Genomic DNA, 15,249 nt, shown 5'->3' on the forward strand with positions numbered 1-15,249 from the left:
CGTGAATAAAGTTAAGGGCATTCATCATATAAGTGCGATTGTTGGTGATATTAATGAAAATATTAAATTTTACCAAGATATTTTAGGATTAAGATTAGTAAAACAAACCCTTAATTTTGATGATTCGGCAGTATATCATCTTTACTTTTCAAATGAACAAGTGAATCCAGGCTTTTTATTAACCTTTTTCCCTTGGCAACATGCGACCCATGGTCGAAAAGGTGGCGGACAAATAGGCAGGATTGCATTTAGAGTGCCTAAAGGTTATTTAAAGGAATGGGAGCATTATTTATTTGCTAAAGGCATAGAAACAACACGATCACAGTTATTTGGCCAAGACACTTTAGAATTTAGTGATCCTCACTCTTTAGATTTAGCCATAGTTGAAACGGATGTAGAGCATGAAACGAGAGCTATTTATGATTTTCACGGTGTGGCGATTTTATCTGAAAACCCAACAGCTACTAAATCCTTATTAAGCAATGATTTAGGACTTTTAAAGGTTGGACCACATCATTTTAAAACGGATAGTCCACTAGCACAGCATATTATTGTCAATGAATCTCCTTTACGTAAAGGACGTTGGGGTACCGGAACGGTCCACCATTTAGCTTGGAGTGTACCTTCTGAAACAGAATTATTGGCATGGCAAGACTATTTTTTTGATCAACAATTTGCCATTACCGAAGTTAAAGATCGTAAGTATTTTAAATCGATTTATTTACAAGAAAAAGGGAATGTTATTTTTGAATTTGCTACTGTTGATCCAGGCTTAGAAGTAGATGAGTCCTTTGATAAATTAGGACAAATATTACAAATCCCACCCCATTTTGAGATGGATAGAGACAACATACTAGCTCAAATTGAACCCATAACGGCTAGAATAAACAAGTATTCATCTTCTAATCTGCAATCATTATCAAAAAAGGAGGCCATTGATGGAACATCTATTTAGAAAAGCTAAAAGGATGGATGCCCCCACTTTTATCTTATTACATGGAACAGGTGGAGATGAGCATTCCTTATTACCAATTGCAGATTTATTAAATCCTGATTATGGCGTCCTAAGCATTCGAGGAAATGTCAATGAGCACGGAGCTTTACGTTTCTTTAAGCGTAAAGCAGAAGGTGTGTATGATGTGCAAGATTTACAGCAAAGAGCATTAGTGTTAAAAGACTTTATTATTGAAGTAAGTGAAAAATATGCGTTTGATTTGAGTAAAGCTATTATTGTAGGGTTTTCCAATGGCGCCAATATTGCGATTGAGCTGTTATTAAAAGACCAATCAATCTTTAACAAAGCTATTTTAATTGCGCCAATGTACCCAGTTCCTATTAGTGAAACTCATTCTCTATCACACCAAAAGATTTTTATTTCGATGGGTAAGCAAGACCCTATTGTGCCAATTTCTGAAAGCGAACGAGTGGTAACCCTTTTCGAATCACGAAAGGCCGATGTCACTACCTTTTGGGTACAATCACATGAGATTAATATGCTGTTATTATATCAAGTGAAAGAGTGGCTTGGATAAGTGATTGGGCAAATACTTTAAAAATTTATTTTTGTACTAGCTATATAAGGTATATCAACAGTATGAGTCACTGTATAAGGCTGGCCAAAAACTTTTTTAATTCTGTTCAGGCATATCTATTTAATTCAAAGCGCAGTGGTTGAGTGACCTCAACCTGCGTCTTAATGAGGCTGAGAACAAGCTTGAAAAATCCAGCAAAATTAGTGCTTATTCATTAAAAGCGCAGTGGTTGAGTGACCTCAACCTGCGTCTTAACGAGGCTGAGAATAATCTTGACCAATTCACTCATATTAGTGCTCGATAATTAAAAACGCAGTGGTTGAGTGGCCTCAAACTCCGTCTTTCGACTTGTTTGAGGCCTACTCAACTGTGCGGGGGTAGACCGACGAAGCGAAAATCATTCGCTTTTCTACTTCTGGTCTATTCTCAACTGTGCGGGGGTAAGCCGACGAAGCGAAAATCATTTGGTTTTCTACTTCTGATCCACTCCCAACTGTGCGGGGGTAAGCCGACGAAGCGAAAATCATTTGATTTTCTACTTCTGGTCTATTCCCAACTGTGCGGGGGTAGTCCAACGAAGCGAAAATCATTCGCTTTTCTACTTCTGGTCTACTCCCGCTCAGTGATGCCTAGTAAGCACACCATAACTTAAATTTTTAAATTTTAGCTTTATAATCATTCAATATTTTGATAATTATTCCTTTCAATCGTTTATTGAAGGGAATTTTTTTACTAATTACCGATAAATTGTAAAAAAACAGTAGAGATTTACGCATTTAATGTAATATTAAGCAAAAATTTGTTACAATAGATAATAAGAAATTTGATGAGAGGTGTATGAATGATGTCATTAACACAACGAATTAATGAAGATATAAAAGTAGCAATGAAAGCGAAAGATAAAGAAACACTAAAAGTTATTCGCATGTTGAAGGCTGCTTTGCAAAAGGAACAAATTGAACAAACAGAGCCTTTGAGTGAAGAACAAGAAATCACAATTATTGCTAGAGAAATGAAACAGCGTAAAGATTCATTAGCTGAATTTGAAAAAGCAGGTCGTCAAGATTTAGTGGCGCCTTTATTAGACGAAATCAAAATCGTTGAACAATACTTACCTGCGCAATTATCAGAAAATGAAATCAAAGAAGCAATAACCAAAATTATTGCAGCAGTAGGAGCTAAAGATAAATCAGCTTTCGGTGCAGTAATGGGGAAAGCAATGGCTGAATTAAAAGTGCAAGCAGATGGACAAGTTGTTAATCGTATCGTAAAAGAATTATTATCATAAGAAAAAGAGGCGAAAATTTGAATAATCCAAGTACATTTTCTAAACAAGTAATTGTCACTAATGGTGATTGGATGATTGCTCTAATTGGGAATCAAGATCAAAATATTCAATTACTAGAAGAAAGTTATCCCGTTTCGATTGCTGTTCGAGGAGAAGTCATTACCATTAAAGGTGAAGATGAAGCCGACGTGAATGAAGTTAGCGACATTTTCTTTATGTTGATTCATTTATTAGAGCGTAATATTACACCACGTACAATGGATGTTGTTACGGCTATCAAAATGGCCAAAAACAATACATTAGAATTCTTCGTTAATCTTTATGAGGAAGTGATTGGTCGTGCTGCCGATGGTAAAGCGATTCGCGTGAAAAACTTCGGACAATTACAATATGTTAAAAAAATTAATTCACATGATATTACCTTTGGAGTAGGGCCTGCGGGGACCGGTAAAACATTTTTAGCCGTTGTTTTGGCTGTTCAGGCTTTGCGTGAGGGGAAAGTAAAGAAAATTATTTTAACACGGCCAGCAGTTGAAGCAGGCGAAAGTTTAGGTTTTTTACCTGGAGATTTAAAAGAAAAGGTGGATCCTTATTTACGACCTGTTTATGATGCTTTATACACGATTATGGGAACGGAACAAACGGTACGTTTAATGGAGCGAGGCATTATTGAAATTGCGCCGTTAGCTTACATGAGAGGTCGTACATTAGACGATGCTTTTGTCATATTAGATGAGGCTCAAAATACGACGATTGCTCAAATGAAAATGTTCCTAACACGTTTAGGATTCGGGTCAAAAATGATTATTAATGGGGATAAGACACAAATAGACTTACCTCGCGGTGTTAAATCAGGTTTAGTGGATGCGATTGAAAAACTAAATAGCATACCACGTATTTCATTTGTAACATTTGATGCCTTTGATGTAGTTCGTCATCCAGTAGTTGCTGATATTATCCGTGCTTATGGAACCAAACCATCACCAGCGACGACGAATGAGCATGATGCGACCTCAGTATCACAGGAGACTGAAACAGAGACTTTTAAAACTGAAATGGAACGTTTAAATCAACCAGAATAATGATAAAGGAAAGATAGACGCGTTTTATTAGTTAGGAGAATTGATAAGCCGTTTTTATCTTTCTTTTATATCCTATTTGCAACACAATGATTGAATTGGGGTGACATTTTGAATAAAAAATTATATCAATTACAACAAAGATTAGGTAAATGGTATCGACCTATTTTAATTGCACTTTTAACTGTATTACTTTTTTTATTTGGTTTTGCCAGTGTCAAACCAAGACAATATAATATTCAACCTAATCAAGTTGCCGATGTAACTATTCGCGCACCGTATACTACGATCGATGAACAGAAAACTAATGAGAATAAACAACGTGCCTATGATGCGGTGGCTGATGTTTATACCTATAGTCCATCTATTCGTGAAAATCAATTGACATTAATTGAACAATATTTTAGTTCCATTCGTCAATTAAGAAAAGAAAATTATTCGACTCAACAAATTAAGCAATTATTTAATGAATTAGATGATTTAAATGAATTGGCCAATGAGATTGGGACGGAACAAAGAACCGAAACTCAGGAAGTACCATTTGCACAATTAAATGATGCAGAAAAAACAATCGTTTTAGTGAATCAATTACAAAAAGGTGACCAATCAATTAAAGATTTCGTAGCGGACCTTGATAATGAGATGCAATTAGCGATTGCTAAAATGAATGATGAAGAAATAATTGGTCTTCAAACTTATATTACCAATACTATTTCAGAAACGTTAATGAAAGAAATTTCGGCTGAGAAAGTCAATACCGTTATCGAGAGTATCTTTAGTCAAATTAATGCGGATATAAATCGCAATAAGAATCGAGAAATCCTTAAATCTTTAGTGGTTCAGTTAATGGTACCTACAGTGGTTTTTGACGAACCGGCGACGGAGTTAGCCAGAGAAAATGCAGTCAATCAAGTACAGTCAACCTATATATTACAAGGTCAAGTTATCATTCAAGAAGGTTTTGTGGTTGACTCTGAAATGATTCGTTTATTAAATATTTATGGAATTTTAAATAATCAAACCAAGGTTTATAGCATCTATGCTTTTGCTGCAGTGTTATTAATTCACGCCATTTTTCTTTATATGGTATTTAATAAATGGGATAACAAACAAAGTAAAACCGTTAATGATGGTAATATGCGTTTAACAGCTTATTCATTGGCTTTTCTCTTTGCTTTTATCTTTCTAACATTTTTGCAAGTCTTACAACAAAATGGGATGTCTGAAGCAATGTTGTTGTTTCCAGCTGGTTTGTTACCATTATTAATTTTACCTAAAACCGATCGTCGGACGATTGCATTAGCTATTATTTTCTTTAACTTAATTAGTTTATTCGTTTTAAATAGTCAAACTGACTTAATTGGGGTTTTAATTCCAGCAGTCTTTTATTTCTTTACGATGCTCGTTATTTGGTTAAGAATCGAGCAGGATCCCACGATGCATCAAATGACCTTAAAGTCGTCCATTTTATGGAATATGGTCATTACCATTCCGATTTTATTAGCAATGAATTATGAAATTTTCAATTATGAAACGTTAACTACCACTTTTGCAATGGTATCAAGTGCAGTTATCATGCATACGATATATATTTTAATAAAACCTTATTGGGAACAATTACTCGATGATCAAGCAGCCTTAACACTAAATGAATTAGCTAATCTTAATCATCCATTATTAAAACTTTTAATTGAAGAAGCACCAGGTACTTATCACCATAGTATTTTAGTAGCTAATTTAAGTGCTAACGCTGTGGATGCGATTGGTGGCGACTCACTGTTTACGAGAGTGGCAAGTTACTATCATGATGTAGGGAAAGTGAAATATCCAATGTTTTTTGTGGAGAATTTAAGACAAGGGATGGTCTCACCACATCAGATGATGACAGCGGCAGAAAGTGCTAAAATTATTATTAGTCATGTTACCGAAGGAGCAAAAATACTAGAAGATAATAATATGCCTAAAGGAATAGTCGATGTCTGTTTACAACATCATGGTACCACCCAAGCAGGCTATTTTTACCATCAGGCTAAACAAGAAAAAGCGGATATTAATATTGAAGATTTTAGCTATCCAGGTCCAAAACCACAGTCAAAAGAGATTGCAGTGATTATGATTGCAGACTCTGTTGAAGCAGCTTCTCGAACTTTAAAAGAACATTCAGTTGAAGCCATTACCGCTTTAATTACTAAAATCATCGATGGGAAGATTGAAGCGAATCAATTTGAAGATTCAGGATTAACGGTCCAAGAGTTAAAAATTGTTAAACAGTCGCTCATTAATGGTGTGGCGGGAATGTTTCATACGCGCGTAGAATATCCAGAATAGAAGGAGCGGACAAGATGATTATTGATTTAATCGATGATGAACAGTATTTAGAAGCGTCACAAACAAAAATAATTGAAGATGTCATCGAATTAACAGCCAAAAAATTAGGGCTTTCAGAACAAAGTGAAGTAGACATTTCAATTGTTAATAATGAAACAATCCACCAATTAAACAAACAATACCGTGGCATTGATCGCCCGACAGATGTTTTAAGCTTTGCTTTAACAGAAGGCGATGACGATTTTGACTTTACGATGGAAGCAGATGACGATTTTGCTGCTATCCCAGAACATCTAGGTGATATTATTATCTCATATCAGAAAATCGTTGAACAAGCAGCTGATTATGGTCATTCTTTTGAACGTGAATTAGCTTTTTTAACGGTACATGGCTTTCTTCATTTAAATGGATATGACCATCAAACCGAAGAAGAAGAACGAGCAATGTTCGGCATTCAAAATGAGGTTTTAGAAGAATATGGGCTTACAAGATAAACCTACTAAATACTGGGCGAATCAAAATCGAATTTCGGCTTTTCAAGCAGCTAAAGCTGGACTCATTACCTTATGGAAGGAAGAATTCAACTTTAGAATTCATTTATTGATGACATTGGCTGTAGTAGTGGCTGGTTTTATTTTTCAAATTACGACCACCGAATGGTTAATTATCATCTTACTGATTGGTCATGTAATAGCGTTGGAAATGATTAATTCAGCCATTGAGACGGTGGTCGATTTAGTTGTTGGCACCAAGTGGGATCAACACGCCAAAAGAAGTAAAGATATTGCGGCTGCTGCCGTCATGATGATGGCGTTGATTGCAGTTGTCGTAGGAATCATTATTTTTGTACCATACTTAGTAAAATTATTTTAGAGAGAGGTCATTATGACAAATAAAGAATTTAAATCAGGCTTTGTTGCGATTATCGGACGACCAAATGTAGGCAAGTCTACCTTATTAAATAGGGTCATCGGACAAAAAATTGCGATAATGTCAGACAAAGCACAAACAACCCGTAATCGAATTCAAGGTGTGTACACTGATGAAGAGGCACAAATTGTATTCATTGATACACCGGGGATTCATAAACCTAAACATGCACTAGGAGATTTTATGGTTAATACCGCTTATAGTGCTTTGAAAGGAGTCGACGCTGTACTATTTGTCGTCAGTGCGATTCAAAGTATTGGACCAGGTGATCGATTGATCATCGAGAAATTAAAAAATCTTTCAGTACCGGTGTATCTTTTAATTAATAAAATTGATCTTGTCCATCCAGATAGTTTATTTGAAACGATTGAATCTTATACAAGTGAATTAGAATTTAGTGAAGTCTTTCCAATCAGTGCCTTGGAAGGGAACAATGTTCCAGAAATGATGAATACTTTGAAATCTACCTTACCAGTTGGTCCACAGTATTATCCTGCTGATCAAATTATGGATCATCCGGAATATTTTGTGGTAGCTGAATTCATTCGGGAGAAAATTTTACTTTTAACGAAAGAAGAAATTCCGCATTCAGTGGCGGTTCAAGTTCAAAGTATGCAACGGAATGAAAATGATAAAGTGGAAGTACAAGCGACCATTATCGTTGAAAGAAAGAGTCAAAAGGGAATCATTATTGGTGCTCAGGGCTCGATGATTAAAAAGATTGGTCAAATGGCTCGGCGTGACATTGAACGATTATTAGATGATAAAGTTTATCTAGATTTATGGGTCAAAGTGCAAAAGGATTGGCGTAATAAACAGACCTATATCAATGAATTGGGCTACAAGAAAACCGATTATTAATCATAGTTTGAAAAATGAAATGGAAGTGACGGCATGCAAGAAACATTCGAAGGCATTGTTTTATTCCGTAGGCAATATCGCGAAGAAGACACGATTGTAAAATTACTGACCAAAGAATTTGGAAAGCGGATGTTTTTTATTCGTAGAGGACAGCAATCCAATCATGCTATGCGGGCTCAGTTGATTCCATTTTCTAAAAATCAATATGTGGGTACTATTAACCCGTCAGGTTTTTCATTTGTCAAAGAAGCCTCAACATTAGCCTTTCCTCGGAAAGTATTAGAGGATTTAACCTTGCAGTCTTATGCAAGTTATTTTGTGCAATTAATCGATGCGGTTTTTGAAGATTTTGACCCACAACCTCATTTGTATCATTTATTAAATGAAACATTATTAAAGTTAAATGAAGGTTTTAATCATGACATCTTAATGGTTTATTTTGAGATTTATTTATTACCTTATTTTGGTACTCAATTAAATTGGCATCATTGTCAGGTATGTGGGAGTCGGCAAGAACCTTTTGATTTTAGTATCAATTTAGGTGGCTTGATTTGTCGACAACATTTTAATGATGATCCTTATCGCTTGCATATTAGCCCTAAGGCGATGCATGTCGCTTTTTTATTAGCCAATACCCCCTTAAATAAAATTAATTCCATCAATGTTAGTTTTGAAACAATTACTGAATTAAAAAGACTGACAAAAGAACTTTATCAAGAATTTGTTGGAATTAGACTTAAAAGTAAACAGTTTATTGACGAAATGGACCAATTGGACCAAAAATATCAAAGTATTCTATCAAAAAGAGGCTCAAAAAGAACGACAAGCCTTCAATCGCAAGTTGACAATAGCTCGGATAATAGGTAAAATCTAGTTATTAAAAGCAAGAAAAAAGAAGATAGTATAGCGACTCTAGAATAGTGAAAGCTAGGGCAAATCGAAGGCATGCTTTTGGTTATTTTATATAAAATTAAAAGTGCTAGTCCTTACTAGAATTAGGGTGGAACCGCGAAAATACTTTCGTCCCTATGAGTAGTCTTATTTGGCTATTCATAGGGATTTTTTAATATTATTGAGGAGTGATAGTATGGAAAAGAAAACAACCATGCAAGAGATTATTATGACCTTACAACAATTTTGGTCAAAACAAGGCTGTATGATTTTAAATAGTTATGATAATGAAAAAGGTGCCGGCACGATGAGCCCTTATACTTTTCTGAGAGCGATTGGGCCTGAACCTTGGAATGCGGCTTATGTAGAGCCTTCTAGAAGACCAGCAGATGGCCGTTATGGTGAAAACCCCAACCGACTATTTCAACATCATCAATTTCAAGTGATTATGAAACCCTCTCCTTTAAATATTCAAGAACTCTATTTAGAAAGTTTAGAAGCGATTGGAATTGATCCATTAGAACATGATATTCGTTTTGTTGAAGATAACTGGGAAAATCCTTCTTTAGGTTGCGCCGGATTAGGCTGGGAAGTCTGGATTGATGGGATGGAAATTACCCAATTTACCTATTTCCAACAAGTAGGCGGGTTAAAATGTAATCCAGTAACTTCTGAGTTAACTTACGGTTTAGAACGATTAGCCATGTATATTTTAGATGTCGAAAATGTTTATGATTTAGAATGGGTAGCTGGCGTTAAATATGGTGAAATTTTCAAGCAACCTGAACGTGAGCATTCGACTTATGCTTTTGAATTAAGTGATAGTGAAATGTTATTCCAACAATTTGATGCCTACGAAAAAGAAGCAACGCGCTTAATTGAAGCTGAATTAGTTCATCCAGCCTATGATTATATTTTAAAATGTAGCCATAGTTTCAACTTATTAGATGCACGTGGCATGATTTCCGTTTCTGATCGTGCGGGTTATTTAGCCAGAATCCGTAAAATGGCTCGTTCTGTGGCACAAGCGTTTGTTAATGAACGAGAAAAATTAGGTTATCCTTTATTAAAACAAGTATCTAAGGAGATGAAATAATGAGTAATCAATATTTATTAGAAATTGGTTTAGAAGAAGTGCCTGCACGTTTTTTACTGTCATTAAGTGATCAATTAAAAACACGCGTAGCCGATTATTTAACTGAGCAACGTATTGAATTTAGTACGATTAAGACTTATGCCACACCGAGACGTTTAGCTGTTACTGTGGATGGCTTAGCAGATGCCCAAGCGGATATTACCGAAGTGGCTAAAGGACCCGCGATGAAAATAGCTAAAGATGAAAATGGTGAATGGACCAAAGCGGCTTTAGGTTTTTTAAGAGGACAACAAGCCTCACCAGAAGATAGCTTTGTTGAAGAGATTAAAGGTGTTGAATACTTACATGTTAATAAATTTATCAAAGGCCACAAGACCATTGATATCTTAAAAAATATGCCCCAAGTCATTAAAGCAATGACCTTTCCAGTGACGATGCATTGGAATGCAATTGAAACACCTTTTATTCGTCCCATTCATTGGTTTGTTTCTTTATTAAATGAAACAGTGGTACCATTTGAATTTGTTGGAGTACAAGCTGATCGTTTGACACGTGGTCACCGCTTCTTAGGTCATGAAGTGTCAATTAAGAGTCCAGCCACTTATGTTGAACAATTAAAAGCAGAATTTGTATTAGCCGATTTTGCAGAACGCCAGGCCATCATTAAAAGCCAAATTGAATCATTGGCTAATGAAAAGAATTGGATTGTGCCAATTGATGAAGATTTACTAGAGGAAGTGACTTCCATAGTGGAATGGCCAACTGTTTTTTATGGTGAGTTTGAAGAAGAGTATTTAAAAGTACCTGAACAAGTATTAATAACTGCGATGAAGGATCACCAACGTTATTTTTATGCTTTAAACCAAGCGAATCAACTTTTACCGATATTTATTTCTGTACGTAATGGTAATAGCGACCATCTAGAAAATGTGATTAAAGGTAATAAAAAAGTCTTACGTGCTCGTTTAGAGGATGCCTTATTCTTCTATGAAGAAGATTTAAAACAAGATTTAGCATTTTATTTAAATAAGTTAACGTCTGTTAATGAACATTTTAAATTAGGTAGTCTTGCGGATAAACAACAACGAGTAGCGGCTTTTATTCCTTTAATTGCTAAGTCAGTACAAGTCGACAAAGCAACAACAAATACGGCTATTGAAGCAGCCAAAATTTATAAGTATGACTTGATGACCCAAACCGTTGGCGAGTTTGATGAGCTCCAAGGAGAAATTGGTTATGTGTATGCACCGCATTATGGTATCGATGAACAAGTTGCCATCGCGATTCGTGAACAATATTTACCAAAATCAAGTGGAGGTCAATTACCAACGACAACCGCCAGCAAATTATTAACATTAGCTGATAAATTAGATACTTTAATTCATTACTTTAGTGTCGATTTAATTCCAACCGGTTCAAACGACCCTTATGCATTAAGACGTCAAGCGATGGGAGTAGTAGAAATATTATTATCAACCGACTGGCAAATCGATTTATTAGCGATATTAGAAAATCATTCAGTTGTTAAAGGTAATAATGAATTACTAAAACATCTGATTGATTTCTTTAATGCTAGAATGTCAGTTGCTTTAGAACGAGAACAAATAGACTTTGATATTATTCAAGCTGTGGTAGCTTCTAAAGGCTTAAATTTTAAATTAATGGTTGAAACGGCTAAAGCATTGCAAGCTAAAAAAGACAATGAGCCAGAGAACTATCGCGCTATTGTTGAAGCCATCAGCCGAGTGGTTAATTTAGGTAGCAAAACAGAAAATACTCATCTTGATTTAGCTTTAGCTCAAACAGAATCAGAAAAAACTTTGATTGGCTTAGCCCAATCACTAGGACTAGGGAATGTATTAGATACTTTACAACACTTAGTCGCACCGATTGACCATTATTTTGAAGAGAACATGGTCAATGATCAAGATGAAAAAATCAAAGCCAATCGTTATGCGACAATGACAACTTTAACTCAATATGTTTTAGATTATTTAGATCCACGTTTATTAATTAGTAAATTTTAAAAATAGAACTTGTTAAAAGAAAGGGAGTGATAATATGTCTACGTTTTTAGATAGAGCAGTTGTGAATGTCAAAGCTGGTAAAGGTGGCGATGGCATGGTTGCTTTTAGAAGGGAAAAGTATGTACCAGATGGAGGACCGGCTGGCGGTGACGGTGGTCGTGGTGGTGACGTTGTTTTTCGAGTAGATGAAGGACTCCATACTTTAATGGATTTCCGTTATAATCGTCATTTTAAAGCAGCCAATGGTGAAAATGGCATGAGTAAAAGTAAATATGGAGCGGGTGCAGAAGATTTGATTGTCAAAGTACCACCCGGAACGATTGTACGCGATGTGGAAACAGAGCAATTAATTGCTGATCTAGTTGACCATGGACAAGAAGTTATTGTCGCCAAAGGCGGACGAGGGGGACGCGGAAATATTCGCTTTGCCACTCATAAAAATCCGGCCCCTTCAATTGCCGAAAATGGTGAACCGGGTGAAGAACGGGCATTATCTTTGGAATTAAAGGTGATTGCGGATGCGGGATTAGTAGGCTATCCAAGTGTTGGTAAATCGACTTTATTATCCGTTGTAAGTAATGCCAAACCGAAGATTGCAGACTATCAATTTACGACTTTAACACCGAATTTAGGCGTCGTTAATTTAGGCATTGGTAAAGAATTTGTCTTAGCGGATATGCCTGGTTTAATTGAAGGAGCTTCAGCAGGTGTCGGCTTAGGAATAAATTTTTTACGTCATATTGAACGGACCAAAGTATTAATTCATGTGATTGATATGGCTGGCGTACATGGTCGTGACCCTTATCAAGATTTCTTAGACATTATGCACGAATTAAAAGCATATAATGCTAAGTTATTAGAACGACCAATGGTGATTGTAGCTAATAAAATGGATGAAGTAGTGGCTCAAGAAAACATTAAACTCTTTAAAGAAAAAATTGCTAGCTATTATCAAGAACAACAACAAGATTTACCAACTATCTTTGAAGTTAGTACTTGGCAAACAACTGGCATTAAACCTTTATTAAATAAAGTATATGAATTAATTCAAACAACGACCTTCATACCACTCGATGAAGAAGTGATCGAAGCGGTTCATTATCAATTAGAAGAAGATGTACCATTCATGATTGAACAACTTGGTGAGGGATATTGGCGCTTATACGGGGAAAAAATAGAAAAACTGTATGCGATGACCAATATGGCTCATGATGAAAGTATTGCGCGCTTCGCTCGCCAACTACGTACCATGGGAGTAGACGAAGCTTTACGCCAACACGGTGCCCAAAATGGTGATATTGTCGATTTAGCTGGTTATCAATTCGAGTTTATGGATTAATGGTGAGCAATATGCAAATAGGTAAGTCGAATCAAAATCGAATAGAAGTGTTAGATGGACTTAAAGGTCTCTCTTTAGTTATTATCATTGCCTATTACTATCTGCAGCATTTGGTTCCCGGTGGCTTTGTTGCCGTTAATTTATTTTTCCTAATAGGTGGTTTCTTAAATTTTCGTATTTTTAAGAAGCGAATCATTTTAGAACAACCCATGGAATATCGCAACTTTTTAAGACGACGGTTTGATAAATTGTTCTTCCCTATGTTATTTATGATGATTTTTATGACCGTTTTCATTATGTTCATATCACCCCAAAACTATATGAACTTACGAAATATGGGATTGAGCAGTCTTTTATTTGTTAATAATTTTTATCAAATCTTAACAGGGAACTCATTTTTTGCTCAAGCAGCTAACCAAAGTGTTTTTGCTCATTTATGGTATAGCTCGATGTACGCACAACTCATATTATTAACACCGCTCTTAATTGAATCTTGCTATAAATGGCATAAAAGCACCTCAACTGCGATCAATATGCTTTCAATCGTCAGTTTAATTTCAATGGTGTTAATGTGGTATTTACAAACTACGGGTCATGAACATTCCAGTATATTTTTTAATACCTTAGCCCGATTATTTGCTTATACATTAGGTGGAGTGCTCAGCTTAGCGATGCCATATAATTTAAAACCGAAAGTAATCAATTCACAAGCGAAAGGGCTGTTAAATGGTTTCGGTATTGCTATTTTATGGCTGATGTGGATGATGATACGTTATATGTATGGTACGCAACCTTTTGCTTTTCGTTTTGGTATAACGCTCTTTACACTCTTATCTTTAATTATTATTTTTATTACCTTATATCCAGATACTTGGTTAAATAAATTTTTTAGTTTTAAACCATTTGTTTATTTAGGTAAAAAAAGCTATACCTATTATTTATGGTTTTATCCAATTGTATTAGTGATGCCAGAATTATTAAAAAAGGTTAATCGGAGTTATGCGGTTCATATATTTGTTGGCTGTCTTTTATTGGTTGTTTTTGCTGAATTTGCTTACTATCTCATTGAAAGTCGTAAAATAGTCTTACCATTTGGACAAGATTCTAATATACGAAAAACAAGATTCCAATTTAAATTTTTAAAAAATAACCCGGGTAAATTTAAACAAGTAAAATTTTTCAGTGGTTTTTATGGAATAATACTCTTTATCGGACTATTCGGCATATTATTAGCACCGCAAACAAGAGCAGGAGTCGTGCAAGAATTAGCTGAAACATTCAAACACAATGAAGCGATTGTTGATCAAACACTTAATTCAAATGAACGACCTAAAATTGTTATCAACAATATTGAAGGCTTAGAACAAGAAGTGAAGTTATATGCTAATGCCATCGAAGTCACATTTGTAGGCGATTCGATCTTTTTAGCATCAGCACAACAGATAATTGATGTTTTTCCTAAAGCAGTGATAGATGCCAATGAAGGACGTCAATTATATAACAGTGTTAGTGATATCGAAGCCTTAAAAGCCAAAAATAAACTAACACCAACGGTAATCACATTACTAGGGACGAATGGCGCTTTTACCAAAGGCCAACTCGACGATTATATAGAGGCTATTGGTGAAAATCGAATGATATATTTCGTTTTAATCAGTCCTAATCGTGCTTGGACACAGCAAGTCAACAATGAATTATTTAAAGCAGCTCAACGTTATGGAAATGTGAGATTAATCGATTGGGCGAGTGTTGCTAATACTCATCCGGATTGGTTACTTGATGAATTTCATCCCAATGAAAAGGGAAGTTTAGAGTTAGCAAAATTAATGGCAAATGAACTGTATCGTCAGCAATAAAATTTGTCATATTAACGATTAG

Annotated in this window: 13 protein-coding genes; all 13 read left to right on the forward strand. The window is 35.4% G+C overall.

Translation table 11 applies throughout. From position 1 onward, the window contains the following. The first annotated feature begins 1 nt into the window (after position 1). The 13 genes from CYJ72_RS11410 (at position 2) to CYJ72_RS11470 (ending at position 15,227) form a co-directional block, all read left to right on the forward strand. Positions 2–955, forward strand: a complete 954-nt coding sequence (locus CYJ72_RS11410; protein ID WP_284629914.1) for a VOC family protein — start codon at positions 2–4, stop codon at positions 953–955. After that, a complete protein-coding gene (locus CYJ72_RS11415) occupies positions 939–1,532 on the forward strand; it encodes an alpha/beta hydrolase (protein WP_066126896.1) in 594 nt (197 codons plus the stop codon). Before CYJ72_RS11410 ends, CYJ72_RS11415 begins: the two co-directional genes overlap by 17 nt. An 844-nt stretch (positions 1,533–2,376) precedes the next feature. Then, positions 2,377–2,820: a GatB/YqeY domain-containing protein gene (locus tag CYJ72_RS11420; RefSeq protein WP_284630906.1), complete on the forward strand. Its 444-nt coding sequence runs from the start codon at positions 2,377–2,379 to the stop codon at positions 2,818–2,820. Positions 2,821–2,891: 71 nt separating this feature from the next. After that, positions 2,892–3,902 (forward strand): PhoH family protein, encoded by a 1,011-nt coding sequence (locus CYJ72_RS11425; RefSeq protein ID WP_284630907.1) that lies wholly within the window; start codon positions 2,892–2,894, stop codon positions 3,900–3,902. 108 nt (positions 3,903–4,010) lie between these two features. Then, positions 4,011–6,227 (forward strand): HD family phosphohydrolase, encoded by a 2,217-nt coding sequence (locus CYJ72_RS11430; RefSeq protein ID WP_284629917.1) that lies wholly within the window; start codon positions 4,011–4,013, stop codon positions 6,225–6,227. A gap of 14 nt (positions 6,228–6,241) precedes the next feature. Further along, complete coding sequence (gene ybeY, locus CYJ72_RS11435) at positions 6,242–6,721, forward strand: rRNA maturation RNase YbeY (protein ID WP_284629919.1); 480 nt, start codon at positions 6,242–6,244, stop codon at positions 6,719–6,721. Next, complete coding sequence (locus CYJ72_RS11440) at positions 6,705–7,100, forward strand: diacylglycerol kinase (protein ID WP_066124829.1); 396 nt, start codon at positions 6,705–6,707, stop codon at positions 7,098–7,100. Before ybeY ends, CYJ72_RS11440 begins: the two co-directional genes overlap by 17 nt. Positions 7,101–7,112: 12 nt before the next feature. Then, positions 7,113–8,018: a GTPase Era gene (gene era, locus CYJ72_RS11445; RefSeq protein WP_066124830.1), complete on the forward strand. Its 906-nt coding sequence runs from the start codon at positions 7,113–7,115 to the stop codon at positions 8,016–8,018. A gap of 33 nt (positions 8,019–8,051) precedes the next feature. After that, the gene (gene recO / locus CYJ72_RS11450) at positions 8,052–8,885 is read left to right on the forward strand and encodes a DNA repair protein RecO (RefSeq protein ID WP_284629923.1); all 834 of its coding nucleotides are present in this window, start codon (positions 8,052–8,054) and stop codon (positions 8,883–8,885) included. A 220-nt stretch (positions 8,886–9,105) separates the two neighbouring features. Then, on the forward strand, positions 9,106–10,005 hold the full coding sequence (gene glyQ / locus CYJ72_RS11455) for a glycine--tRNA ligase subunit alpha (RefSeq protein ID WP_071409149.1): 900 nt from the start codon (positions 9,106–9,108) through the stop codon (positions 10,003–10,005). Then, positions 10,005–12,032, forward strand: coding sequence for a glycine--tRNA ligase subunit beta (gene glyS / locus CYJ72_RS11460; RefSeq protein WP_284629926.1), 2,028 nt, complete (start codon positions 10,005–10,007; stop codon positions 12,030–12,032). Before glyQ ends, glyS begins: the two co-directional genes overlap by 1 nt. 34 nt (positions 12,033–12,066) lie before the next feature. Continuing rightward, positions 12,067–13,371: a GTPase ObgE gene (gene obgE, locus CYJ72_RS11465; protein ID WP_066124839.1), complete on the forward strand. Its 1,305-nt coding sequence runs from the start codon at positions 12,067–12,069 to the stop codon at positions 13,369–13,371. An 11-nt stretch (positions 13,372–13,382) separates the two neighbouring features. Continuing rightward, entirely contained in the window at positions 13,383–15,227 is a 1,845-nt protein-coding gene (locus CYJ72_RS11470) for an acyltransferase family protein (RefSeq protein WP_284629928.1), read from the forward strand. Positions 15,228–15,249 lie beyond the last annotated feature (22 nt).

The sequence above is a fragment of the Globicatella sanguinis genome, assembly GCF_002847845.2.
Taxonomy (GTDB): Bacteria; Bacillota; Bacilli; order Lactobacillales; family Aerococcaceae; genus Globicatella; species Globicatella sanguinis.

Bases quoted from the DNA above. Each gene is read 5' to 3' on its own strand.
- CYJ72_RS11415 (WP_066126896.1), top strand. From the start codon at position 939: ATGGAACATCTATTTAGAAAAGCTAAAAGGATGGATGCCCCCACTTTT.
- CYJ72_RS11420 (WP_284630906.1), top strand. From the start codon at position 2,377: ATGTCATTAACACAACGAATTAATGAAGATATAAAAGTAGCAATGAAA.
- CYJ72_RS11425 (WP_284630907.1), top strand. From the start codon at position 2,892: ATGATTGCTCTAATTGGGAATCAAGATCAAAATATTCAATTACTAGAA.
- ybeY (WP_284629919.1), top strand. From the start codon at position 6,242: ATGATTATTGATTTAATCGATGATGAACAGTATTTAGAAGCGTCACAA.
- CYJ72_RS11440 (WP_066124829.1), top strand. From the start codon at position 6,705: ATGGGCTTACAAGATAAACCTACTAAATACTGGGCGAATCAAAATCGA.
- era (WP_066124830.1), top strand. From the start codon at position 7,113: ATGACAAATAAAGAATTTAAATCAGGCTTTGTTGCGATTATCGGACGA.
- recO (WP_284629923.1), top strand. From the start codon at position 8,052: ATGCAAGAAACATTCGAAGGCATTGTTTTATTCCGTAGGCAATATCGC.
- glyQ (WP_071409149.1), top strand. From the start codon at position 9,106: ATGGAAAAGAAAACAACCATGCAAGAGATTATTATGACCTTACAACAA.
- glyS (WP_284629926.1), top strand. From the start codon at position 10,005: ATGAGTAATCAATATTTATTAGAAATTGGTTTAGAAGAAGTGCCTGCA.
- obgE (WP_066124839.1), top strand. From the start codon at position 12,067: ATGTCTACGTTTTTAGATAGAGCAGTTGTGAATGTCAAAGCTGGTAAA.
- CYJ72_RS11470 (WP_284629928.1), top strand. From the start codon at position 13,383: ATGCAAATAGGTAAGTCGAATCAAAATCGAATAGAAGTGTTAGATGGA.